Source organism: Variovorax sp. R-27 (genome assembly GCF_049913215.1).
Taxonomy (GTDB): domain Bacteria; phylum Pseudomonadota; class Gammaproteobacteria; order Burkholderiales; family Burkholderiaceae_C; genus Variovorax.
The window spans coordinates 806,393-830,465 of record NZ_CP183984.1 but is presented as its reverse complement, the minus strand read 5'-3'; the positions used below and the strand labels follow the sequence as shown (position 1 = coordinate 830,465).

Sequence of the window (24,073 nt, the reverse complement as noted above, 5' to 3'; positions counted from 1 at the left end):
GCGGTCGGGGGGCGTGGTGTACCGGTCATGGCCGGTGATGCTACCGAGTTATTCGGTCGCAGCGCCTTCGCTGGCGTCAGCCGTGCTGGCCGCTGCATCGCTGTCGGCGGAGCCTGCCAGTTCGGCCGCTTCCGATTCGGCGATGGCACGGCGCTCGGCTTCGTCCATGGCGTCCTTGACCTTGCGGGCCTGGTGGTAAGCCATGCCGGTGCCTGCGGGGATCAGGCGGCCGACGATGACGTTTTCCTTCAGGCCGCGCAGCTCGTCGCGCTTGCCCATGATCGCGGCTTCGGTCAGCACGCGCGTCGTTTCCTGGAACGAAGCAGCCGAGATGAACGAGTCGGTCGACAGCGACGCCTTCGTGATACCCAGCAGCAGGTTGGTGAACGTCGCGGGGATCTTGCCGTCGGCGCGCAGGGCGTCGTTGGTGTTGAGCATTTCGCTGCGTTCGACCTGTTCGCCGGAGATGTAGCTCGTGTCGCCGATGTTGTCGACCACGACGCGGCGCAGCATCTGGCGAACGATCACCTCGATGTGCTTGTCGTTGATCTTCACACCCTGCAGGCGGTACACGTCCTGCACTTCGTCCACGATGTAGCGCGCCAGTTCTTCCGAACCCAGCAGGCGCAGGATGTCCTGCGGGTCCGCCGGGCCGTCGACCACGGATTCGCCCTTGTTCACCACCTGGCCTTCGTGCACCAGGATGTTCTTTTCCTTCGGCACGAGGTCTTCCCAGACCGTGCCTTCCGGATCGGTGATCTGCAGGCGGATCTTGCCCTTCGTTTCCTTGCCGAACGACACGGTGCCGGTCATTTCGGCCAGCATGCCCTTGTCCTTCGGCGAACGGGCTTCGAACAGCTCGGCAACGCGCGGCAGACCGCCGGTAATGTCGCGGGTCTTCTGGCCTTCGACCGGAATACGCGCCAGCACTTCGCCGGGGCCCACGTCCTGACCGTCACGGATCTGGACCAGAGCGCCGATCGGGAAGCCGATCGTCACCGAGTGGTCGGTGCCCGGGATCTTCACTTCGGCGCCGGAGGCGTCGATGAGCTTCACCTGCGGGCGCACGACCTTGGCAGCGCCGCGGCGCTTCGGGTCGATCACGACCAGGGTCGACAGACCGGTCACTTCGTCCACCTGCTTGGCAACCGTGAGGCCTTCCTCGACGTTTTCGAACTGCGTCTTGCCGGCGAACTCGGTAATGATCGGGCGCGTCAGCGGATCCCAGTTGGCAAGCACGTGGCCGGCCTTGATCTGCTGGTCGGCCTTGACCGTCAGGGTCGCGCCGTACGGCACCTTGTGGCGTTCGCGCTCACGGCCGTGCTCGTCATGAATGACGATCTCGCCCGAACGCGAAATCACGACCAGCTCGCCCTTGCTGTTGGTCACGTAGCGCATCGTGGCGTTGAAGCCGATCGAGCCGTTCGACTTGGCTTCCACGCTCGAAGCGATGGCAGCGCGCGAAGCGGCACCACCGATGTGGAAGGTACGCATCGTCAGCTGCGTGCCGGGTTCGCCGATGGACTGAGCGGCGATCACACCGACGGCTTCGCCGATGTTGATCAGGCCGCCGCGGCCCAGGTCGCGGCCGTAGCAGGTCGCGCAGATGCCGAAGCGGGTTTCGCAGGTCAGCGCCGTGCGGACCTTGACCTCGTCGACGCCTTGCGCTTCCAGCGCTTCGATGTTGTCTTCGTCGAACATCTCGCCGGCCTTCAGCAGCACCGAACGGTTTTCCGGGTGCAGCACGTCGTCCGCAGCCGAGCGGCCGAGGATACGGTCGCGCAGCGACTCGATCACTTCACCGCCTTCGACGATGGCGCGCATCAGGTAGCCGCCGTGCGTGCCGCAGTCCTGCTCGGTCACGACCAGGTCTTGCGTCACGTCGACCAGACGACGGGTCAGGTAGCCCGAGTTCGCCGTCTTCAGCGCCGTGTCGGCCAGACCCTTACGGGCACCGTGGGTGGAGATGAAGTACTCCAGCACGTTCAGGCCTTCGCGGAAGTTCGCGGTAATGGGCGTCTCGATGATCGAGCCGTCCGGCTTGGCCATCAGGCCTCGCATACCGGCCACCTGGCGAATCTGGGCCGCGGAACCGCGGGCGCCCGAGTCGGCCATCATGTAGATCGAGTTGAAGGACTCCTGCTCGACTTCCTTGCCGTGGCGGTCGATGACGCGTTGCTTCGACAGCTTGGCCATCATGACCTTCGACACTTCGTCGCCGGCCTTGCCCCAGATGTCCACCACCTTGTTGTAGCGTTCGCCGGAGGTCACCAGACCCGACACGTACTGCTGCTCGATCTCCTTCACTTCCTTGGCGGAGCGCTCGATGATGCCGTGCTTCTCGGCGGGCACCAGCATGTCGTCGATGGCGATCGAGATGCCGGCCTTGGTCGCCAGGCGGAAGCCGTTTTGCAGCAGCTTGTCGGCGAACACGACGGTCTCTTTCAGGCCGCACTTGCGGAACGAGACGTTGATGAGCTTGGAGATTTCCTTCTTCTTCAGCGCCTTGTTGATGTTCGAGAACGGCAGGCCCTTCGGCAGGATCTCGGACAGCAGGGCACGGCCCACGGTGGTGTCCACGAGCGAGGTCGACGGCGTGAATTCACCGGTTTCCTTGTTCTTGGTGTATTCCGTGATGCGCACTGCCACCTTGGCGGTGAGTTCGACTTCGTTGGCGTCGAGCGCGCGCTGCACTTCACCGATGTCGGAGAAGATCAGGCCCTCGCCCTTGCCGTTGATGCGGTCGCGGGTCGTGTAGTACAGACCCAGCACCACGTCCTGCGAAGGAACGATCGACGGTTCGCCCGAAGCCGGGAACAGCACATTGTTGGAGGCCAGCATCAGCGTGCGGGCTTCCATTTGCGCTTCCACCGACAGCGGCACGTGAACAGCCATCTGGTCGCCGTCGAAGTCGGCGTTGAATGCCGCGCAGACGAGCGGGTGCAGCTGGATGGCCTTGCCTTCGATCAGGATGGGTTCGAAGGCCTGGATGCCCAGACGGTGCAGCGTAGGAGCGCGGTTCAGCATGACCGGGTGCTCCTTGATGACCTCTTCCAGGATGTCCCAGACCACCGGCGTGCCCGATTCGACTTCCTTCTTGGCAGCCTTGATCGTCGTCGCGATGCCCATGGCTTCGAGGCGCGAGAAGATGAAGGGCTTGAACAGTTCGAGCGCCATCAGCTTCGGCAGGCCGCACTGGTGCAGCTTGAGCGTCGGGCCCACCACGATGACCGAACGGCCCGAATAGTCGACGCGCTTGCCCAGCAGATTCTGGCGGAAGCGGCCGCTCTTGCCCTTGATCATGTCGGCCAGCGACTTCAGCGCGCGCTTGTTGGCGCCCGTCATGGCCTTGCCACGACGGCCGTTGTCCAGCAGCGAGTCGACAGCTTCCTGCAGCATCCGCTTTTCGTTGCGCGCGATGATTTCCGGAGCCTTCAGCTCCAGCAGGCGGCGCAGACGCGAATTGCGGTTGATGACGCGGCGATACAGGTCGTTCAGGTCGGAGGTCGCGAAGCGGCCGCCGTCCAGCGGCACCAGCGGACGCAGGTCCGGCGGCAGCACGGGCAGCACGTCGAGCACCATCCACTCGGGCTTGATGCCCGACTTGCGGAAGGCTTCCAGCACCTTCAGGCGCTTGGAGTTCTTCTTGACCTTGACTTCGGAGCCGGTCAGGTCGCCGCGCAGGCGTTCGATCTCGCTGTCGAGTTCGATGCCTTCGAGCAGGTCCTTGATGCCTTCGGCGCCCATCTTGGCGACGAATTCGTCACCGTATTCCTTGCGCTTCGCGTCGTAGTCGTCCTCGGACATGATGCCGAACTTCTTCAGCGGGGTCATGCCGGGGTCGGTGATCACGTAGGCTTCGAAGTACAGCACGCGTTCGATGTCGCGCAGCGTCATGTCGAGCACGAGGCCCAGGCGCGACGGCAGCGACTTCAGGAACCAGATGTGGGCGCAGGGCGCGGCCAGGTCGATGTGACCCATGCGCTCGCGACGCACCTTGGTCTGCGTGACTTCAACGCCGCACTTCTCGCAGATCACGCCGCGGTGCTTCAGGCGCTTGTACTTGCCGCACAGGCACTCGTAGTCCTTGATGGGGCCGAAGATCTTGGCGCAGAAGAGACCGTCGCGCTCGGGCTTGAACGTGCGGTAGTTGATCGTCTCGGGCTTCTTCACCTCGCCGAAAGACCACGAACGGATCTTCTCGGGCGAAGCCATGCCGATCTTGATGGCATCGAAATGCTCATCAGGCGTGAATTGCTTGAACAGGTCGAGTAGCGATTTCATAAGACTCTTTCCCTTTTCAAATTAAGAACGCTCGAGCTCGATGTCGAGGCCCAGCGAACGAATTTCCTTGACCAGCACGTTGAACGATTCCGGCATGCCGGCTTCGATCGAGTGCTCGCCCTTGACGATGCTTTCGTACACCTTGGTACGGCCTTGCACGTCGTCGGACTTCACGGTCAGCATTTCCTGCAGGACGTAGGCGGCGCCGTAAGCTTCCAGCGCCCACACTTCCATTTCCCCGAAACGCTGGCCGCCGAACTGCGCCTTGCCGCCCAGCGGTTGCTGCGTGACGAGCGAGTACGGGCCGGTGGAACGCGCGTGCATCTTGTCGTCGACCAGGTGATGCAGCTTCAGGAAGTGCATGTAGCCGACGGTGACGGGACGCTCGAACTGGTCGCCGGTGCGGCCGTCGAACAGGTACGCCTGCGTGCGCGTATCGGTCAGGCCCTTGAGCTTGGCGATGTCGTCCGGGTAGGCGAGCTTCAGCATGCCGCGGATTTCTTCTTCCGAAGCACCGTCGAACACAGGCGTCGCGAAGGTCGCGCCGTTCTGCAGGTTCGCTGCCATTTCGAGCAGTTCGGTGTCGTTCAGCGAGCTGATGTTTTCCTGGCGGCCCGAGCCGTTGTACAGCTGCTCCATGAACTTGCGCAGCTCGGCCACCTTGGCCTCTTGCTGCAGCAGGTCACCGATGCGCTGGCCGATGCCCTTGCCGGCCCAGCCCAGATGCACCTCGAGCACCTGGCCCACGTTCATCCGCGAAGGCACGCCCAGCGGGTTCAGGCAGATGTCGCACGGCGTGCCGTCGGCCATGTGGGGCATGTCTTCGACCGGAACGATCTTCGACACCACACCCTTGTTGCCGTGACGGCCGGCCATCTTGTCGCCGGGTTGCAGGCGGCGCTTGACGGCCAGGTAGACCTTGACCATCTTGAGCACGCCCGCGGGCAGCTCGTCGCCCTGCGTGAGCTTCTTGCGCTTTTCTTCGAACGCGAGGTCGAAGCTGTGGCGCGTCTGCTCCAGCGAGTTCTTGATCGACTCGAGCTGCGAAGCCACTTCGTCTTCCGCCGGGCGGATGTCGAACCAGTGGAACTTCTCTACCGACGACAGGTAGGCCTTGTCGAGTTTCGTGCCCTTGGCCAGCTTGTTCGGGCCGCCGTTGGCGACCTTGCCGGTCAGCAGCTTCTCGATGCGGTCGAACGCGTCGGCTTCGACGATGCGAAGCTGGTCGTTCAGGTCGAGGCGGAAGCGCTTGAGCTCGTCGTCGATGATCTGCTGTGCGCGCTTGTCGCGCGTGATGCCTTCGCGGGTGAACACCTGCACGTCGATCACGGTGCCTTGCGAGCCCTGATCCACACGCAGCGAGGTGTCCTTCACGTCGGAAGCCTTCTCGCCGAAGATGGCGCGAAGCAGCTTCTCTTCAGGCGTCAGCGTGGTCTCGCCCTTCGGCGTGACCTTGCCCACCAGCGTGTCGCCCGGCTGCACTTCGGCGCCGACATAAATGATGCCGGATTCGTCGAGGCGGTTGAGCTGCTGCTCGGCCAGGTTCGGGATGTCGCGCGTGATTTCTTCCGCGCCCAGCTTCGTGTCGCGAGCCATCACCACCAGTTCCTCGATGTGGATCGAGGTGTAGCGGTCTTCTGCGACGACGCGTTCCGAGATCAGGATCGAGTCTTCGAAGTTGTAGCCGTTCCACGGCATGAACGCGATCAGCATGTTCTGGCCGAGGGCCAGTTCGCCGAGGTCGGTCGATGCGCCGTCGGCCACCACGTCGCCCTTGGCGATCTTGTCGCCGCGCTTGACGATGGGGCGCTGGTGGATGTTGGTGTTCTGGTTCGAACGCTGATACTTGATCAGGTTGTAGATGTCCACACCGACTTCACCGGCAGCCGCTTCGGCGTCGTTCACGCGCACCACGACACGGGTCGCATCGACGTAGTCGACGATACCGCCGCGGGTGGCCGTGACCACGGTGCCGGAGTCGACCGCGGAGACGCGCTCGATACCGGTACCGACCATCGGCTTCTCGGGGCGCAGCACAGGCACGGCCTGGCGCTGCATGTTGGCGCCCATCAACGCGCGGTTCGCGTCGTCGTGCTCGAGGAACGGCACGAGCGATGCGGCCACCGACACGATCTGCGCGGGCGACACATCCATGTACTGGATGCGTTCGGCACCGACCAGGATCGATTCGCCGGCTTCACGCGCCGAGACCAGGTCGCCGGTCAGCTTGCCGTCCTTGTCCAGGGCCGCGTTGGCCTGGGCGATGACGTACTTGCCTTCCTCGATGGCCGACAGGTAGTCGATGTCCATCGTGACCTTGCTGTCGATCACGCGACGGTACGGCGTCTCGATGAAGCCGTATTCGTTCAGGCGGGCGTACAGGGCCAGCGAGTTGATCAGGCCGATGTTCGGGCCTTCAGGCGTTTCGATCGGGCACACGCGGCCGTAGTGGGTCACGTGCACGTCGCGCACTTCGAAGCCTGCACGTTCACGCGTCAGACCACCCGGGCCAAGGGCCGACACGCGGCGCTTGTGGGTGATTTCGGACAGCGGGTTCGTCTGGTCCATGAACTGCGACAGCTGCGAGGCGCCGAAGAATTCCTTCAGCGCGGCCGAGATCGGCTTGCTGTTGATCAGGTCGTGCGGCATCAGCGGCTCCTGTTCCGCTTGACCCAGACGTTCCTTCACGGCCTTCTCGATACGTGCCAGGCCGGTGCGGTACTGGTTTTCGGCCAGTTCGCCGACGCAACGCACGCGGCGGTTGCCCAGGTGGTCGATGTCGTCGACTTCGCCGTTGCCGTTGCGCAGGTCGACGAGGATCTTGACCACGGCCAGGATGTCTTCGTTGGTCAGCACCATCGGGCCGGTCGATTCGTCGCGGCCGACCTTGGCGTTGAACTTCATGCGGCCGACGCGCGACAGGTCGTACGTGTCCGGGTTGTAGAACAGGCGCTGGAACAGGGCCTGCACGGCGTCTTCCGTCGGCGGCTCGCCGGGGCGCATCATGCGGTAGATGGCCACGCGTGCAGCGAATTCGTCCACGGTTTCGTCGATGCGCAGGGTCTGCGAGATGTACGCGCCCTGGTCGAGTTCGTTCGTGTAGATCACCTGCACGTCTTGCACGCCGGCCGTGCGCAGCTTCTTCAGCAGCGCTTCGGTCAGCTCGTCGTTGGCCTTGGCCAGGATTTCGCCGGAGTCGGCGTCGACGATGTTGCGGGCGATCACGCGGCCGATCAGGAAGTCTTCCGGCACGCTGATGTGCGTGGTGCCGCCCTGCTCGAGCTCACGCGTGTGGCGCGCGGTAACGCGCTTGTCCTTGGCGACCACGACCTTGCCCGACTTGTCGGTGATGTCGAAGCGCGCGACTTCGCCGCGCAGGCGCTCGGAGACGAACTCCATCTGCGCGCCGCTGTCCATCAGGCGGAAGTTGTCGTTCACGAAGAAGTTCGCGAGGATCGATTCCGGGTTCAGGCCGATGGCCTTCAGCAGGATCGTGACCGGCATCTTGCGGCGACGGTCCACGCGGAAGTACAGCATGTCCTTCGGGTCGAATTCGAAGTCGAGCCACGAACCGCGGTAGGGAATCACGCGGGCCGAGAACAGCAGCTTGCCCGAGCTGTGCGTCTTGCCCTTGTCGTGTTCGAAGAACACGCCCGGCGAACGGTGCAGCTGCGACACGATCACGCGCTCGGTGCCGTTGATGATGAACGAACCCTTTTCGGTCATGAGCGGCACTTCGCCCATGTAGACCTCTTGTTCCTTCACTTCCTTGACCACCTTCGACTGCGAAGTCGACGACTCGCGGTCATAGATGATGAGCTGGACCTTGGCGCGCACGGCCGAGGCGAAGGTCAGACCACGGGTCTGGCACTCGCGCACATCGAACGCCGGCTTCGCCAAGTTGTACTCGAGGAACTTCATCTCGACGAAACCGTTGTGCGAGACGATCGGGAAGGCGGCGTCGAACGCGGCCTGCAGGCCTTCGACGGTGCGTTGTTTCGGGGGAATGCCGGCTTGCAGGAACGCGGTGTACGCGTCTTTCTGCATCTGCAGCAGGTAGGGAATTTCGACGACGCTATCGCGATTGCCGAAACTTTTTCGGATGCGCTTGCGTTCGGTGTAACTGTACGCGGACGATTGGGCCATGAGAGCTCCGGTGCTTGAGATCTTCAGCGACTTGTCAGCAGTGCCGAGGCACCACTGCTTGGCGGCTGGCCACTACCAGCCGTTGGCGGACAGCGATGCGTTGCACATCGCCCGAACCAAGGGGTCTTCTGCAGTCGGGGTCAGAAGACACTCAAAAAACGTCTCGTCTTGGCTTTTCCGTCGACCTGAAGGTCTCCGGGAAAGCCGGCAACGAGCCGGCTTTTGGGTGCGCTCTGAAAGCGGCAAAGGCTGGAGGGCCTTTTCAGGCGCCTCCAGCCCTCCAGGGGGTCTGAATTACTTCAGTTCCACCTTGGCGCCGGCTTCTTCCAGCTTCTTCTTGGCAGCGTCAGCGTCAGCCTTCGACAGGCCTTCCTTGACAGCCTTGGGAGCGGCTTCCACCAGATCCTTGGCTTCCTTGAGGCCCAGGCCGGTGATTTCGCGCACAGCCTTGATGACCGACACCTTGTTCGCGCCGACATCAGCCAGCACGACATTGAATTCGGTCTTTTCTTCGACCACAGCAGCGGCTGCGCCACCACCAGCGGCCGGAGCCGACATTGCAGCGGCGCTCACGCCGAACTTCTCTTCGATGGCTTTCACCAGGTCGTTGAGTTCCAGGACCGTCATGCTGTCGAGCGCGGTCAGAAATGCGTCTTTATCGAATGCCATTTTTGTTTCCTAACAATTGGGTTGAATATTTCAAACGCGAGGCTCAGGCGGCCTGCGCTTCTGCCGGTGCATCGGCAACGGGTGCAGCTTCGCCACCACCGCGCTTCTCGGCCAGCGCCGCGAGCACGCGGGCGGTACGAGAGATCGGGGATTGCATCAAGCCCAGCAATTGCGCCAGCAGCACTTCCTTCGAAGGGATGTTGGCCAGTTGCTTCACGCCGTCGACGTCCAGGGCCTTGCCACCGAAGGCGCCGCCGCGAATGACCAGCTTGTCGTTGGTCTTCGCGAAATCGGCCACCACCTTGGCGGCGGCCACAGCGTCTTCGGAGAAGCCGTAGATCAGCGGACCGGTCATCTGGTCGCCAACAATCTCAAACGGGCTACCAGCGACAGCACGGCGGGCCAGGGTGTTCTTCAGAACACTCAGGCTCACACCCTTGCTGCGCGCTTCGTTGCGCAGTTTGGTCATATCGGCCACCGTGATGCCACGGTATTCCGCCATCACGAGCGTTTGAGCTTTTGCGGCGAGGCTGGTCACATCACTGATGACCGCTTCTTTCTCACTGCGATTCAGACTCAAGGTCTACTCCTTTTAATGCGATCTTCGGCCGGGGCCTGGGATCGCGCTTCATGCAGCGACCAACTGTTTCGGAACAAAAATCAAATTCCTTGCAGCGGGATCGCCATCTGCGCTGATTGCCTGACGGAAAGGTCCGGCGATTAAGTGCAGCACCCTGCACACCAGCGGTCTTGGATGGCCCGCGGCAACCGAAGCTGCCGCGACCCACCACATTCGCCCCACCCTTTCGGGCGGAGCAAATCTCTTTAGCTCGCCGAGATGGTTTGCGTGTCCACGCGGACACCCAGACCCATGGTCGACGACACAGCCACCTTGCGCAGGTACACGCCCTTGCTGGTCGCGGGCTTGGCCTTGACCAGAGCATCGATCAGCGCTGCGAGGTTGCCCTGCAGCTTGTCGTTGTCGAACGAGCGACGGCCGATCGTGCCGTGCACGATGCCGGCCTTGTCGACGCGGAACTGAACCTGGCCAGCCTTGGCGTTCTTCACGGCCGTAGCGACGTCCGGGGTCACCGTGCCAACCTTCGGGTTAGGCATCAGGCCGCGCGGGCCGAGGATCTGGCCGAGCGTACCGACGACGCGCATGGCGTCCGGTGCGGCGATCACGACGTCGAAAGGCATGTCGCCAGCCTTGACCATGGCAGCCAGGTCGTCCATGCCGACGATGTCGGCGCCGGCGGCCTTGGCTTCTTCAGCCTTGGCGCCTTGGGCGAACACGGCGACGCGCTTGGTCTTGCCGGTGCCGTTGGGCAGCACGACGGCGCCACGCACGACCTGGTCCGACTTCTTCGCATCGATGCCGAGTTGCACGGCCACGTCGATCGATTCATCGAACTTGGCGGTAGCGGCTTCCTTGACGATGGTGATCGCGTCAACCAGCGGGTACAGCTTGTTGCTGTCGACCTTGCCTTCGAGCGACTTCTGCTTCTTGGTGATCTTGGACATTTACACGCCCTCCACATTCACGCCCATCGAGCGGGCCGAGCCGGCGATGGTACGAACTGCTGCGTCGAGGTCGGCGGCAGTCAGGTCCTTCATCTTGGCCTTGGCAATTTCTTCGAGCTGAGCGCGCGTGATCTTGCCGACCTTGTCGGTGTGCGGACGGGCCGAGCCCTTTTCCAGCTTGATGGCCTTCTTGATCAAGGTGATCGCCGGGGGCGTCTTGATGATGAAGGTGAAGCTCTTGTCAGCGAACGCGGTGATGACCACCGGCAGCGGCAGACCCGGCTCGACGCCTTGGGTTTGCGCGTTGAACGCCTTGCAGAACTCCATGATGTTCAGACCGCGCTGACCGAGTGCGGGACCGATCGGCGGGGACGGGTTGGCCTTACCAGCTGGCACTTGCAGCTTGATGAAGCCGACGATTTTTTTCGCCATGCTATTTGCTCCTTGCGGGTGATATCGCCTTGGCTTGCGGCCGCGGCTCCCCGGGGTTAAACGACTCTTCGATCAAGGCCGCGCGCCGAGTCGGACAACGCGCAGCCGAAAACAGTAACGCCGACCCGAAGGCCGGCGGGGCGTCAGGTCTTCTCGACCTGGCTGAATTCGAGTTCCACAGGTGTCGCGCGGCCGAAAATCATGACCGACACGCTGACCTTGCTCTTCTCGTAGTTGACTTCTTCGACAGTGCCGTTGAAGTCGGTGAACGGGCCTTCCTTGACGCGCACGAATTCGCCAACGGTGAACTCGACCTTGTGGCGCGGCTTCTCGGTGCCCTGCTGCATCTGGCTGACGATGTCCTCGACCTCTTTCTGCGAGATCGGGGCCGGACGGTTCTTGGCGCCGCCCACGAAACCCGTCACCTTGTTGGTGTGCTTCACCAGGTGCCAGCTCTCGTCGTCCATGATCATTTCGACCAGCACGTAGCCCGGGAAGAAGCGACGCTCGGTGGTGCGCTTCTGGCCGTTCTTGATTTCGACCACTTCTTCGGTCGGAACCAGGATGCGGCCGAACTTGTCCTGCATGCCGGCGCGATTGATGCGCTCGGTGATGTTGCGCTCGACGGCCTTCTCCATGCCCGAATAGGCATGCACCACGTACCAACGCAGATCTGGATTGGCGGCGGGAGCCAGCACCGAGGTGTTTTCTTCCTCTGGCGCGCCCGGCGTGGTTTCAACTGCATTCACTGGATCAGCGGTCATTTATTTTCTCCAGCCCAGAATGAGGTCGAAAAACACCCATTCGAGCGTCTTGTCGGTGAGCCAGAGGAAGACGGACATGATCGCCACGAAGGCGAACACATAAGCCGTCATCTGCATCGCTTCCTTGCGGGTCGGCCAGACGACCTTCTTGACCTCGCGCCACGAGTCGCGGCCGAAGGCCCACAACTGACGGCCATTCTCCGAACTGCCGAAGGCAGCTACCGCTGCGGCCAAGCCGACCAGCAGCGCAGCCCATTGCACCAGCGAGCCTTGGCGCGACAGCAGATAGAACGCCACGATGGCGCCCACTGCCAGCACGACAGCCACGGCCAGTTTGGCCTTGTCGGCGCCGGTGCTCACGGTTTCGATTTGAGAAGTGGCCATGTTTGGCTGATTTCCTGTGACCCTGAGGCCTTCAATTCAATGCGTCTCTTGAGACGCCGAAGCCCGTCGGGACGCGACGGGCTTTTTTCGGAGTGCCACCTAAGTGGCAGGGGCAGTAGGAATCGAACCTACAACCTTCGGTTTTGGAGACCGACGCTCTGCCAATTGAGCTATACCCCTCCGGTACTCTTTGCGCCCGACTTAGATGTCGAGGATCTTGGCCACGACGCCCGAACCCACGGTACGGCCGCCTTCACGGATGGCGAAGCGCAGGCCCTCTTCCATCGCGATCGGGTTGATCAGCTTGACGGTGATGCTGACGTTGTCGCCAGGCATGACCATTTCCTTGTCCTTGGGCAGCTCGATCGCGCCGGTCACGTCCGTCGTGCGGAAGTAGAACTGCGGACGGTAGTTGTTGAAGAACGGCGTGTGACGGCCGCCTTCGTCCTTCGACAGAACGTACACCTCGGCGGTGAAGTGCGTGTGCGGCTTGATCGAGCCGGGCTTGCACAGCACTTGGCCGCGCTCGACTTCTTCGCGCTTCGTGCCGCGCAGCAGCACGCCGACGTTGTCGCCAGCCTGGCCCTGGTCCAGCAGCTTGCGGAACATTTCCACGCCGGTGCAGGTGGTCTTGACCGTCGGGCGGATGCCCACGATTTCGATTTCTTCACCAACCTTGATCACGCCGCGCTCGACAGCGCCGGTCACCACCGTGCCGCGACCCGAGATCGAGAACACGTCTTCCACGGGCATCAGGAACGTGCCGTCCACAGCGCGCTCGGGCGTCGGGATGTACGTGTCCAGGGCTTCGGCCAGCTTCATGATGGCGCCTTCGCCCAGTTCGCCCTTGTCGCCTTCCAGGGCGAGCTTGGCCGAGCCATGGATGATCGGGGTGTCGTCGCCGGGGAATTCGTACTTGTCGAGGAGTTCGCGAACTTCCATTTCGACCAGCTCGAGCAGCTCCTTGTCGTCGACCATGTCGCACTTGTTCAGGAACACGATGATGTAGCCCACGCCCACCTGGCGAGCCAGCAGGATGTGTTCACGGGTCTGGGGCATCGGGCCGTCAGCAGCCGAGCACACCAGGATGGCGCCGTCCATCTGGGCAGCGCCGGTGATCATGTTCTTCACATAGTCGGCGTGGCCGGGGCAGTCGACGTGTGCGTAGTGGCGGTTGGCCGTTTCGTACTCGACGTGCGCGGTGTTGATCGTGATGCCGCGGGCCTTTTCTTCAGGCGCAGCGTCGATCTGGTCGTAGGCCTTGGCTTCGCCGCCGAACTTGGCCGACAGAACCGTCGCGATCGCAGCCGTCAGCGTCGTCTTGCCGTGGTCAACGTGACCGATCGTGCCCACGTTCACGTGCGGCTTGGTGCGGGTGAATTTACCTTTTGCCATTTTTCGACTCCGAAAAAAACGTTTCCAACGTATGCAGATGGGTTGCAAAGCTGCCGTTGCAACCCCCAAAAACTGGTGCCCTTTGCGGGAATCGGACCCGCGACCTCTCCCTTACCAAGGGAGTGCTCTACCACTGAGCCAAAAGGGCATTTGTAACAAAGTTACGAATTCACATCGCCTCAACAATGAACCGAGTCTCTGGAGCGGGAGACGGGAATCGAACCCGCGTCATCAGCTTGGAAGGCTGGGGTTCTACCATTGAACTACTCCCGCATCTGGGGCACTCAAGGCACCCAAAGCGCGAAATCCAATCGCTCTTAGAAACCAAATTCATCGCTGGTGGAGAGGGCTGGATTCGAACCAGCGTACTCGTAAGAGGGCAGATTTACAGTCTGCTGCCATTAACCACTCGGCCACCTCTCCGGCGAACCTCGAAATATAGCACGGTTTTGTGACTACTCAGAAATCCAAGCATCCAGAAGATGCGGGGAAACTGCTCAAGGTGTGAGCCTACGATTATCGCCCAACTTCACCCCTCCGCCCGCTGGGCCTCCCGCCACGCACGCGCTTCACCGAAGTGGCCGCAGCCGATGAACGGCACGGGCGGGCGCAACGCCGAGAGAGGGGACGGATGATTCGACATCAGCACCTTATGGCGCTTAACGTCGATCAACGCCCGCTTACTCTGCGCGTGCGAGCCCCACAGCATAAAAACAACAGGTTTTGCGCCGTCTGAAACATGGCGAATGACGGCATCTGTCAGCACCTCCCAGCCACGGCCGGAATGGCTGGCTGGCTGCGCTTCCTCGACCGTCAGGCAGGTGTTGAGCAGCAGTACGCCATGCGTCGCCCACTTCACCAGACTGCCACCCGGATTCGGGAATGCTGGCGGCGGTGTGCCCAAGTCGCGCTGGAGCTCCTTGAAGATGTTGCGCAGCGAAGGCGGCAGTGCCACGCCGGGCGCCACGGAGAACGCCAGCCCCTCGGCCTGGCCGCGCCCGTGGTACGGGTCCTGGCCCAGGATCACTACGCGCACGTCCTCCGGCGGCGTGAGTTCTAGCGCCCTCAGCGGCTGCGGCGGAAAAATCACCGCCCCCGCATCGAGACGCTCGCGCAAGAAGCCCAGCAGCTTTTGTCCCACGACACCGCCAAAGAAATCGTCAACCAGTGGCTGCCAGCCAGGCGCCACCGGCCAGTCGGCAGGATCGCTGCTCGACAGCTGATCGGGCCGGCTCATTTGAACAACGCAGCGAGGGCCTCGCCGGGTTCCTTGGCGCGCATGAATGCTTCGCCGACCAGGAAGGCGTTGACACCGGCCGCACGTAGCGTGGCGACGTCTTCGCGCGTGCCGATGCCCGACTCGGTCACCGGCAAACGATCGGATGGCAGCTTCGGCAGCAAGTCGATGGTCGCCTGGATCGACACCTCGAAATTGCGCAGATTGCGGTTGTTGACCCCGATCAGCGCCGTCTTCAGCTTCAGCGCACGGTCGAGCTCAGCCGCGTCATGCACCTCCACCAGCACCGCCATGCCCAGCCCGCGCGCGATGGCTTCGTAGTCCTTCATCTGCGCATCGTCGAGACAAGCGACGATCAACAGGATGGCATCGGCACCCATCGCGCGCGATTCATACACCTGGTACGCATCGATGATGAAGTCCTTGCGCAGCACCGGCAGGTCGCACGAGGCGCGCGCCTGCTTGAGATAGTCCACACCGCCCTGGAAGAACTGCTTGTCGGTCAGCACCGAAAGGCAGGCCGCGCTGATCTCGCCGTCGCCCTCCGCATAGCTCTGGGCGATGTCGGCCGGAATGAAGTCTTCGCGCAGCACGCCCTTGCTCGGGCTGGCCTTCTTGACTTCGGCAATCACCGCGGCCTGCCCGGCGGCGATCTTGGCGCGCAGGGCGCCTTCGAAGTCGCGCGTCAGCACGCGGCTCTCGGCATCGAAGCGCACGGCCTCGAGCGGCGCTCGCTTCAGGGCCGCAGCCACCTCCTGGTGCTTGACGGCAACGATCTTGTCGAGGATGTCGGACATAACTTCTGGGGTTTCCGGTTTCTTGGGACTCAGACTGTCGTGGAGGCCTTGATCAGCTCGGCCAGCTTGGCCTTCGCCGCGCCCGAGGCGATGGCGCTGCGTGAGCGCTCCACACCCGCTTGCACCGAATCGACCACGTTCGCCGCATACAGTGCCGCGCCAGCATTCAGCAGCACGATGTCGAGCGCAGGGCCGGCCTGATTGTCGAGCACGCCCAGCAGCATCGCCTTCGACTGCTCGGGCGTTTCCACGCGCAGCGCGCGGTTGCTCGACATCTGGAAGCCGAAGTCCTCGGGATGCAGTTCGTACTCGCGGATCTCGCCGTCCTTCAGCTCGCCCACCATGGTGGCGGCACCGAGCGATATCTCGTCCATGCCGTCGCGCCCGTAGACCACCACCGCATGCTCGGCGCCGAGCCGCTGCAGCGCGCGCACCTGGATGCCCACGAGGTCGGGGTGGAACACGCCCATCAGGATGTTCGGCGCACCGGCCGGATTGGTCAGCGGCCCAAGGATGTTGAAGATGGTCTTGATGCCGAGCTCCTTGCGCACCGGCGCGACGTTCTTCATCGCCGGATGGTGGTTCGGCGCGAACATGAAGCCGATGCCGCATTCCTCGATCGAGCGCGCGATCTGCTCGGGCTTGAGGTTGATGTTCACGCCCAGCGACTCCAGCACGTCGGCGCTGCCCGACTTGCTCGACACGCTGCGCCCGCCGTGCTTGCTCACCTTGGCGCCCGCCGCGGCCGCCACGAACATCGAGCAGGTCGAGATGTTGAATGTGTGCGAGCCATCGCCGCCCGTGCCGACGATGTCCACGAGATGCGTCGTGTCCGCGACGGGCACCTTGGTCGACACCTCGCGCATCACCTGCGCGGCGGCGGTGATCTCGCCGATGGTTTCCTTCTTCACGCGCAGGCCGGTGATCAGCGCGGCCATCATCACGGGCGAGCACTCGCCGCTCATGATGAGGCGCACGATGTGCAGCATCTCGTCGTGGAAGACTTCGCGGTGTTCGATGGTGCGCTGCAGCGCTTCCTGGGGGGTGATCATGGAAAGTCTCCTCGAGAGTGAATCAGCGGCCGACGCGAACGGCGGGCGCGTCGGTGAACGCGAGCTTGAGGCCGAAGCCGATGAAAAGCACGCCGGCAGCACGGTCGAGCCAGTGCATGCCCTTCTGCACGGCGCTGCGGTGCGCCATCCAGCCTGCGGCCAAGGCCCATCCCACGTTGACGGGAATGGCATTGAGGTTGAACAGCACGCCCAGCAGCACGAAGGCCAACGCCTTGTTGTCGGTGCCCGGCGCGATGAACTGCGGCACGAAGGCCAGGAAGAACAGCGCGACCTTGGGGTTCAACACGTTCGTCCAGAACCCCCCCAGAAAGATCGCCTTGAGACTGCGCTCCCCGCCCGCATCGGCGGCCGCCTTGTCCAGATCCGCAGGCGGCGCCGCGCGCGACAGCAGCATGCGCAGGCCCAGATACAGCAGGTACGCCGCACCGATGTACTTGAGCACCGTGAAGGCCGCCGCCGATGTCGCCATCAGGGTGCCGACGCCGACTGCGGCGGCAAAGATGTGAACGAAGCAGCCGGCCGTGATGCCCAGCCCCGCCACGATGCCGGCGCGCACGCCGGAGCGCAGCGAATTCGTCACGACGTACAGCACGTCGGGTCCGGGCGTGAGGTTCAGCAGCCAGCCGGCGGCGATGAAAGCGAGCAGATGGGGAAGATCAGGCATCGCGTCCTCGCAGGGCTCAGGCGTTGAAGAAGGCGCGGATCGCGGCGACGGCCCGGTCGACGCCGGCGGCATCGACGTCGAGGTGCGTCACGAAGCGCAACCGGTAAAGCCCCGTCGCCAGGATGCCTTGCTGGTTCAGGCTCGCGATCAGTTCCGACGAACGCGCCTGCGCAGCCCCGGTGAGATCCGCGAACACGATGTTCGTGTGCGGCGCCTCGACCGTCAGGCCCTCGATGCCTTCGAGCCCTTGTGCAAGCCGCTGTGCCAATGCGTGGTCGTCGGCCAGGCGATCGATATGGTGATCGAGTGCATGCGAAGCCGCCGCAGCCAGCAGCCCGGCCTGCCGCATGCCGCCGCCTGCCATCTTGCGAATGCGATGTGCGCGTGCTATGAATTCACGCGATCCCACCAGCGCCGAGCCGATGGGCGCGCCCAGCCCCTTGCTGAAGCACACCGACACGCTGTCGAAGCATTGCGCGATGCGGCGCGCCTCCGCGCGGATGTCGCTGCGCTTGTTCAACGCCGCCTGCGCGGTCGCCGCATTGAAGAGCCGTGCGCCGTCCAGATGCCGCTGCAGCCCCTTGCTCTTCGCCAGATCGGTCGCCGCCTGCACGTACTCGAAGGGCAGCAGCTTGCCGCCCAGCGTGTTCTCCAGCGCCAGCAGCCGCGTGCGCGCGAAGTGCGCGTCATCGGGCTTGATGGCCGCCTCGATCTGCGCCAGCGGCAGCGTGCCGTCGGGCGCGTGGTCGAGCGGCTGGGGCTGCACGCTGCCGAACACCGCCGCGCCGCCGCCTTCCCACCGATAGCAGTGCGCCTGCTGGCCGACGATGTATTCGTCGCCGCGGCCGCAGTGCGAAAGAATCGCGCACAGGTTGCTCTGCGTGCCGGTGGGCACGAACAGCGCAGCCTCGAAGCCCAGCATCGTGGCAATCTTTTCCTGCAGCGCATTGACGCTCGGGTCGGTGCCGAAGACGTCGTCGCCCAGCGGCGCCGCCATCATGGCCTCCCGCATCGCGGGCGTGGGTTGCGTGACGGTGTCGCTGCGCAGGTCGACGAGGGAAGTGCGATCGGTCATGGTGGCTCAGTCCAGGAAGTTCTTGAGCATGGCGTGGCCGTGCTCCGTCAGGATGGATTCGGGATGGAACTGCACGCCTTCGATGCGCACGTCATGCGCGAATCCGGTGTGCCGCACCCCCATGATCTCGCCGTCATCGGTCCATGCGGTGACAGCCAGTGCCTTCGGGCAACTCTCGCGCTCGATGGAAAGCGAGTGGTAGCGGTTGACGATGAACTTCTCGGGCAGACCCGCGAACACGCCTTCTTGCGTGGTCGTGATCTCGCTGGTCTTGCCGTGCATGAGCTGCTGCGCGCGCACGATCTTGCCGCCGAAGGCCGCGCCGATGGCCTGGTGGCCCAGGCACACGCCAAGAATGGGCAGCTTGCCCGCAAAGGCCTCGATGGCCGCCACCGAAACACCCGCTTCCGCCGGCGAACACGGCCCGGGCGACACCACCAGCCGCGTCACGCCGGAGGCGATCAGCTCGCCGATCTGCTCCACCGTGATCTCGTCGTTGCGGTGCACCTGCACGTCCGCACCCAGCTCGCCGAAGTACTGGACGATGTTGTAGGTAAAGGAATCGTAGTTGTCGATCATCAGCAGTTTCATGGCTTGCTCACAATCCGGTGCACGCCCTTGACGACGGGGAACACGTTGAAGTTGATCAGAAGGCCCAGCTTGAGGCCCGACAGGCGCAGCGCGGCAAGCACCTGCGCGCGATGCAGGTCGGTCAGCACGTCGACTGCCTTGAGTTCGACGATGACAGATTGCTCGATCACGAAGCCCGCACGGTACACCTCGCCGAGCGAGCGGCCCTTGTAGCTGGCCGACAGCGCCACGTCGCGCGTGAAGCCGATCTCGCGCTCGGCGAGCTCGATGGCCAGCGCAGCCGCATAGGCCCCTTCGTCGAGCCCCGTGCCGAGCACGCGCTGCACCTCGACGGCCGCGCCGATGATCTCGTGCGAGAAGTCGTTCTGAATATCGGGTGCGGTGCTCATTCCAGGCCTTCCTCGACCAGTTCGGCGGCACGCAGGAGTGCGCGCGCCTTGGCTTCAGTTTCTTTCCACTCCAGCTCGGGCACCGAGTCGGCCACCACGCCGGCCGCGGCCTGCACGTGCAGCATCTGGTCCTTCACGATGCCGGTGCGAATGGCGATGGCCACGTCCATGTCGCCCGCGTAGCTGATGTAGCCGCACGCGCCGCCATACAGCCCGCGCTTGGTCGGCTCCAACTGGTCGATGAGCTCCATCGCATGCACCTTCGGCGCACCGGTCAGCGTGCCCGCCGGGAACGTGGCTTTCAGCACGTCGATGGCGGTCATGCCGTCCTTCAGCGTGCCTTCGACGTTGCTCACGATATGCATCACGTGGCTGTAGCGCTCCACCGCAAAGGCTTCCGTCACCTTCACCGTGCCGGTCTTGGCGATGCGGCCGATGTCGTTGCGCGCGAGGTCGATCAGCATCACGTGCTCGGCGCGCTCCTTCGGGTCGTTGATGAGTTCTTCCTCCGCCGCCTTGTCGAGCTCGATCGATGCGCCGCGGGGGCGCGTACCGGCCAGCGGGCGGATGGTGATCTTCTGTTCGCCCTCGCCCGTGTTCTCCTGGCGCACCAGAATCTCGGGCGAAGCGCCCACCACGTGGAAGTCGCCAAGGTTGTAGTAGTACATGTAGGGCGACGGGTTCAGCGAACGCAGCGCGCGGTACAGCGACAGCGGCGACTCGGTGTAGCGCTTGCTGATGCGCTGGCCCACCTGCACCTGCATGAAGTCGCCGGCGGCGATCATTTCCTTGGCGCGCTCGACGGCCGCAAGGTAGTCGGCCTTGGCAAAGCTTCGCTCCGGCGGATGCGGCTGCGTGGGCTTCACGACGGGGGCGCTCACCGAGTACTTGAGCTTTTCCTTCAGCTCGCGCAGGCGGCGCTTGCCCACGGCATAGGCCTCGGGCTGCTTCGGATCGGCATAGACGATGAGGTAAAGCTTGCCCGACAGGTTGTCGATGACGGCCAGCTCCTCGCACTGCAGCAGCAGGATGTCGGGGCATCCCAGCGTGTCGGGCGGGCAGCTCTTTTCGAGCTTGCGCTCGATGTGGCGCACGGTGTCGTAGCCGAAGTAGCCGGCAAGGCCACCGCAGAAGCGCGGCAAGCCGGGCCGCAGCGCAACCTTGAATCGCTTCTGGTACTCGGCCACGAAGTCGAGCGGGTTGCCCTTTGCAGTCTCGACCACCTGCCCGTCGGTCACCACTTCGGTGACGGCCTCGGCGCCGAAGCCGCTGGCGCGCAGCAGCGTGCGAGCCGGAAGTCCGATGAAGCTGTAGCGCCCGAAGCGCTCGCCGCCCACCACCGATTCGAGCAGAAAGCTGTGCTTGCCGCCGCCCTGCGAATGGGCCAGCTTGAGGTAGAGGGAAAGAGGCGTCTCGAGGTCGGCAAAGGCCTCGGCCATCAGCGGAATGCGGTTGTAGCCCTGGGCGCTGAGGCTCTTGAATTCAAGTTCGGTGATCACGGATTCGTTCTCCAGTTGCCTGCGGCGCTCCTTCGGCCGGCGGCAAGGTCATTCACGGGTGGTCCGGCGTCGTAGTGTGTATCGACTCGGAACCGCGGGCGCACGGCGTGCGCCGTGCAATCAAACAGTCAGCGAAGTATGGCGACGCCAGGGCCAGGCTCCCCGGCTGCCTTCACCTGTTTGAATGATGTGATGAACGAACATATGAGGCGCGGAGTTTAGCCCACGAAAACGCCAAAGCGTGCAACGGTCGCCTTCATTGGCCGCTTTCAGGGTTCCCCCGAAGCCGTGAACGTAAAACAAAAAGATACATTCGCACGACCGTTCGCAAAACTCCAAGGAGACTCCGTTGACCGCTCTTTCGCTTCCGACCGTGCTCTTCTCCCGCCTCGCCCTGGCCGCCTGCCTGGCCACCGCCCTCGGCGCCTCGGCCGCGCAGGTCGACGTGGCCGGCGTCAAGCTCGAAGACCAGATGGATCTGCGCGGCAGCCCCTTGGTGCTCAATGGCGCGGGCATCCGCTACAAGGCCATCTTCAAGGTCTACACGGCCGGCCTGTACGTGGGCAAGAAGGTGTCGACCACCGAAGAGGCCCTGGCCGCGCCGGGCCCCAAGCGCGTGGCCATCACCATGCTGCGCGACATCGACGCGAACGAACTCGGCAAGCTCTTCACCAAGGGCGTGGAAGACAACTCGCCCAAGAGCGAAATGGTCAACCTCATTCCGGGCCTGCTGCGCATGGGCCAGATGTTCGCGGACCAGAAACAGCTGAAGACTGGCGACACCTTCACCATCGACTGGCTTCCCGGCACCGGCACGGTGATCACGGTGCGCGGCGTGCCTCAGCCCGACCCGGTGAAAGAGCCGGCCTTCTTCAATGCGCTGCTGCGCATCTGGCTGGGGCCAAACCCGGCCGACTGGAAGCTGAAGGACGCGCTGCTCGGCAAGCAATAAGAAGGGCCGCTACCGCAACGCAGCCGGAGCAAGCTCGGCCAGCGAATCGACGAAGCCGTCGGCATCGACGCCGCGCACCGGCTCACCGTGGTTGTAGCCGTAGGTCACGAGCACAACGGGGCAGCCCGCGGCGCGTGCGGCGCGCGCGTCGTTGCTCGAGTCGCCAATCATCAGCGTGCGCGCGGGCGTGGTGCCCAGCGCTTCGCAGGTCTTCAGCAGCGGCATCGGATCGGGCTTCTTGCGCTCGAAGGCATCGCCACCGAACACCAGCTCGAAGAAACCGTCGAGGCCCTTGTCGACCAGCAATGGCTTTGCGAACGACGTCGGCTTGTTGGTAAGGCAGGCCAGCCGCAGGCCGCTTGCGCGCAACGCCTTCAGCCCGTCGATCACGCCGGGGTACACCGCCGAGTGCTGTCCGTTGATGGCGAGGTAGTGGTGCTGGTAGCGCTCCCATGCGCGGTCGAACAAGGCCCGTGCCTTCGCATCGGCAGCAGCATCTGGCGCCATCACATGCACGAGCGCGGAATGAATCAGGTGCTCCGAGCCCTTGCCCACCATCGTCTCGATGGCGGCAGGCGCCACATGCGGCAGCGAGAGGTCGTCGAGCATGCGGTTCAGCGACGCAGCGAAGTCGCCGAGCGTGTCGACCATGGTGCCGTCGAGGTCGACGATGGCGGCGTCGAAGCGGGTGTGGTCGAAGCTGATGGAGTTCAAAACAAACAAATAGAGTTCAAAAATTGCCCGGTACTTTACTGGCCCTCAAAAAATAGAGTTCCAAAAAATTTCGAAAATCCTGGGTGAAAAGCGAAGGCTGCGAAGCCGGCCTGCGCGACCTCAGCCTCCCAGTCCCTGCAGGTCGCCCGCCTGCTCCAGCGACCAGATGTTGCGCAGCAGCGTCCGCGCTCGCTCGGTGCCGATCACCGGCGCCGCCAGTTCCAGCAGCTTGTCTTCCAGCTCCGCGTCCGACAGCGGCAGTTCGGGGTCGCCCTTGCGGTCGGGCTGCAGCCAGACATGGCGCTGGCCGTCGATCGTCTCGATCTCCACCCGGGCAGAGCGGCGGCCCGGGAAGGCGGCGTCGATCCCGGGATCGACCACGGTCGTGATGCGCGCCATCATCGCGCGCGTGTCGGCATCCGCCAGCCGCTCGGGCGTGTACGCCGCGAGCCGCACGCTGCCATGCACCAGCGCCGTGGCCACCACGAAGCGCAGGCTGAAGCGCGCCTCGTTCTCGGTGCGCGGATCTTCGTAGCAAGCGATGTCCAGCGCGGGACCATAGGTGGCCACGTGGACGCTGCGGATATCCGCAGCCCGCAGGCCATGCTGGCGCGCCAGTTCCAGGGCCCCGTCGATGGCAGCGAAGGCATGGCCGCAGCCGATGTGGTTCTTGAAGGTCAGCCGGGTGATGTGGAAGTCGCGCCCCAGCGTGTCGCCCACCGCCGACCAGTCCGGACCGTCGCTCATGGCGCGGCCGAAGCCCGCCTCGCCCTCGAGCACGTCCAGCGAGCCCGTCACACCCTGCGCGGCCAGTTGCGCGGCGAGCACGCCGCCTTCGGCAGCACGCCCCGCATGCAGGGGCTTGGACATCGAATCCATGCGGAAGGCCTGCTGCAGCCCCGCCGCAAAGGTGGCGGCCGTAGCCATCGCATGGGCGAAGGGCGCGCCGTGCAGCCCTAGCAGGCCGGCGGCGGAAGCGGCCGCGCCAAAGGTTCCCACGGTGCCGGTGTTGTGCCAATGGCGATAGTGCGCCCGCCCCATCGCCACACCGATGCGGGTCGAGACCTCGTAGCCGAGCACCACGCCCCGCAGGAATTCAAGGCCGCTGGCGCCCCGGTCCTGCGCGATGGCCAGCGCGGCCGCCACCGTGGCCGCACCGGGGTGGTACATGGCATCGCGGAAGCTGTCGTCCACCTCGGCCGCGTGGGCCGCCGTGCCGTTGAGCAGGGCGGCCGCGCGTGCCGGCGCCGGGCGGCCATCGGGCAGGCGCGCACGGCCACGGTCGAGATCGTCGGCAAGCAGCGCGCGAAGCTGCGGCATGGGCGCAACTTCCAGGCCGGGGAACAGCGCGGCATGCCAGTCGATCACGGCGCGCTTGGCGTGGTGCAGTACCTCGTCGCCCAGCCGGGCCTGGCGGAATTCGGTGGCGTAGCGGGCGAATACTTCGGTGGCGTACACGGGATGTCCGATCGGTTCGAGAAGAA

The 24,073-nt window shown here is 64.0% G+C and carries 20 protein-coding genes and 4 tRNA genes; 1 reads left to right on the top strand and 23 read right to left on the bottom strand.

Annotated elements, in window-relative coordinates:
• Positions 1-48: 48 nt before the first annotated feature.
• From rpoC to trpE, 21 genes are all read right to left on the bottom strand, one after another.
• Positions 49-4,284, bottom strand: coding sequence for a DNA-directed RNA polymerase subunit beta' (gene rpoC, locus ACN9MV_RS03765; RefSeq protein ID WP_093057183.1), 4,236 nt, complete (start codon positions 4,282-4,284; stop codon positions 49-51).
• 21 nt (positions 4,285-4,305) lie between these two features.
• Complete coding sequence (rpoB, locus tag ACN9MV_RS03760; protein ID WP_093057182.1) at positions 4,306-8,430, bottom strand: DNA-directed RNA polymerase subunit beta; 4,125 nt, start codon at positions 8,428-8,430, stop codon at positions 4,306-4,308.
• Between the two features lie 294 nt (positions 8,431-8,724).
• Positions 8,725-9,099, bottom strand: a complete 375-nt coding sequence (gene rplL / locus ACN9MV_RS03755; protein ID WP_093057181.1) for a 50S ribosomal protein L7/L12 — start codon at positions 9,097-9,099, stop codon at positions 8,725-8,727.
• A gap of 43 nt (positions 9,100-9,142) precedes the next feature.
• Positions 9,143-9,679, bottom strand: coding sequence for a 50S ribosomal protein L10 (gene rplJ / locus ACN9MV_RS03750; RefSeq protein ID WP_093057180.1), 537 nt, complete (start codon positions 9,677-9,679; stop codon positions 9,143-9,145).
• 245 nt (positions 9,680-9,924) lie between these two features.
• Positions 9,925-10,623, bottom strand: coding sequence for a 50S ribosomal protein L1 (gene rplA, locus ACN9MV_RS03745; RefSeq protein WP_093057179.1), 699 nt, complete (start codon positions 10,621-10,623; stop codon positions 9,925-9,927).
• Positions 10,624-11,055 carry a 50S ribosomal protein L11 gene (rplK, locus tag ACN9MV_RS03740; protein ID WP_007831051.1) on the bottom strand — a complete coding sequence of 144 codons (432 nt, stop codon included), beginning with the start codon at positions 11,053-11,055 and terminating at the stop codon, positions 10,624-10,626. It abuts the gene before it with no gap.
• 143 nt (positions 11,056-11,198) lie between these two features.
• Positions 11,199-11,819, bottom strand: coding sequence for a transcription termination/antitermination protein NusG (nusG, locus tag ACN9MV_RS03735; protein ID WP_256217011.1), 621 nt, complete (start codon positions 11,817-11,819; stop codon positions 11,199-11,201).
• Positions 11,820-12,203, bottom strand: a complete 384-nt coding sequence (gene secE, locus ACN9MV_RS03730) for a preprotein translocase subunit SecE (protein ID WP_093057178.1) — start codon at positions 12,201-12,203, stop codon at positions 11,820-11,822.
• Positions 12,204-12,307: 104 nt separating this feature from the next.
• Positions 12,308-12,383 (bottom strand) — tRNA-Trp (locus ACN9MV_RS03725).
• Positions 12,384-12,404: 21 nt separating this feature from the next.
• Positions 12,405-13,598: an elongation factor Tu gene (gene tuf / locus ACN9MV_RS03720; RefSeq protein ID WP_093060175.1), complete on the bottom strand. Its 1,194-nt coding sequence runs from the start codon at positions 13,596-13,598 to the stop codon at positions 12,405-12,407.
• Between the two features lie 73 nt (positions 13,599-13,671).
• Positions 13,672-13,746 (bottom strand) — tRNA-Thr (locus ACN9MV_RS03715).
• A gap of 51 nt (positions 13,747-13,797) precedes the next feature.
• A tRNA-Gly gene (locus ACN9MV_RS03710) sits at positions 13,798-13,871 on the bottom strand.
• A 64-nt stretch (positions 13,872-13,935) separates the two neighbouring features.
• A tRNA-Tyr gene (locus ACN9MV_RS03705) sits at positions 13,936-14,021 on the bottom strand.
• A 106-nt stretch (positions 14,022-14,127) separates the two neighbouring features.
• A complete protein-coding gene (locus tag ACN9MV_RS03700) occupies positions 14,128-14,835 on the bottom strand; it encodes a uracil-DNA glycosylase (protein ID WP_093077153.1) in 708 nt (235 codons plus the stop codon).
• Complete coding sequence (trpC, locus tag ACN9MV_RS03695; protein ID WP_093077151.1) at positions 14,832-15,632, bottom strand: indole-3-glycerol phosphate synthase TrpC; 801 nt, start codon at positions 15,630-15,632, stop codon at positions 14,832-14,834. The genes ACN9MV_RS03700 and trpC overlap by 4 nt, the downstream gene beginning before the upstream one ends.
• A 29-nt stretch (positions 15,633-15,661) precedes the next feature.
• On the bottom strand, positions 15,662-16,684 hold the full coding sequence (gene trpD / locus ACN9MV_RS03690) for an anthranilate phosphoribosyltransferase (RefSeq protein WP_093077150.1): 1,023 nt from the start codon (positions 16,682-16,684) through the stop codon (positions 15,662-15,664).
• Positions 16,685-16,706: 22 nt separating this feature from the next.
• The gene (locus ACN9MV_RS03685) at positions 16,707-17,369 is read right to left on the bottom strand and encodes a LysE family translocator (RefSeq protein WP_426391341.1); all 663 of its coding nucleotides are present in this window, start codon (positions 17,367-17,369) and stop codon (positions 16,707-16,709) included.
• A gap of 16 nt (positions 17,370-17,385) precedes the next feature.
• Positions 17,386-18,444 carry a low-specificity L-threonine aldolase gene (ltaE, locus tag ACN9MV_RS03680; protein WP_093077147.1) on the bottom strand — a complete coding sequence of 353 codons (1,059 nt, stop codon included), beginning with the start codon at positions 18,442-18,444 and terminating at the stop codon, positions 17,386-17,388.
• A 6-nt stretch (positions 18,445-18,450) separates the two neighbouring features.
• The gene (locus tag ACN9MV_RS03675) at positions 18,451-19,035 is read right to left on the bottom strand and encodes an aminodeoxychorismate/anthranilate synthase component II (RefSeq protein ID WP_093058808.1); all 585 of its coding nucleotides are present in this window, start codon (positions 19,033-19,035) and stop codon (positions 18,451-18,453) included.
• Positions 19,032-19,424 carry a GxxExxY protein gene (locus ACN9MV_RS03670; protein ID WP_093058807.1) on the bottom strand — a complete coding sequence of 131 codons (393 nt, stop codon included), beginning with the start codon at positions 19,422-19,424 and terminating at the stop codon, positions 19,032-19,034. The genes ACN9MV_RS03675 and ACN9MV_RS03670 overlap by 4 nt, the downstream gene beginning before the upstream one ends.
• Positions 19,421-20,923, bottom strand: coding sequence for an anthranilate synthase component I (gene trpE / locus ACN9MV_RS03665; protein ID WP_093058806.1), 1,503 nt, complete (start codon positions 20,921-20,923; stop codon positions 19,421-19,423). Before trpE ends, ACN9MV_RS03670 begins: the two co-directional genes overlap by 4 nt.
• Before the next feature lie 349 nt (positions 20,924-21,272).
• Here trpE and ACN9MV_RS03660 point away from each other — a divergent pair, with 349 nt between their 5' ends.
• Complete coding sequence (locus ACN9MV_RS03660) at positions 21,273-21,875, top strand: chalcone isomerase family protein (RefSeq protein WP_093077145.1); 603 nt, start codon at positions 21,273-21,275, stop codon at positions 21,873-21,875.
• Between the two features lie 9 nt (positions 21,876-21,884).
• On the opposite strand, the gene ACN9MV_RS03655 is transcribed toward ACN9MV_RS03660, so the two are convergent.
• Both ACN9MV_RS03655 and ACN9MV_RS03650 read right to left on the bottom strand, forming a co-directional pair.
• Positions 21,885-22,589 carry a phosphoglycolate phosphatase gene (locus ACN9MV_RS03655; RefSeq protein WP_093174964.1) on the bottom strand — a complete coding sequence of 235 codons (705 nt, stop codon included), beginning with the start codon at positions 22,587-22,589 and terminating at the stop codon, positions 21,885-21,887.
• Between the two features lie 120 nt (positions 22,590-22,709).
• The gene (locus tag ACN9MV_RS03650) at positions 22,710-24,047 is read right to left on the bottom strand and encodes an MmgE/PrpD family protein (RefSeq protein ID WP_426391340.1); all 1,338 of its coding nucleotides are present in this window, start codon (positions 24,045-24,047) and stop codon (positions 22,710-22,712) included.
• Between the last annotated feature and the right edge of the window lie 26 nt (positions 24,048-24,073).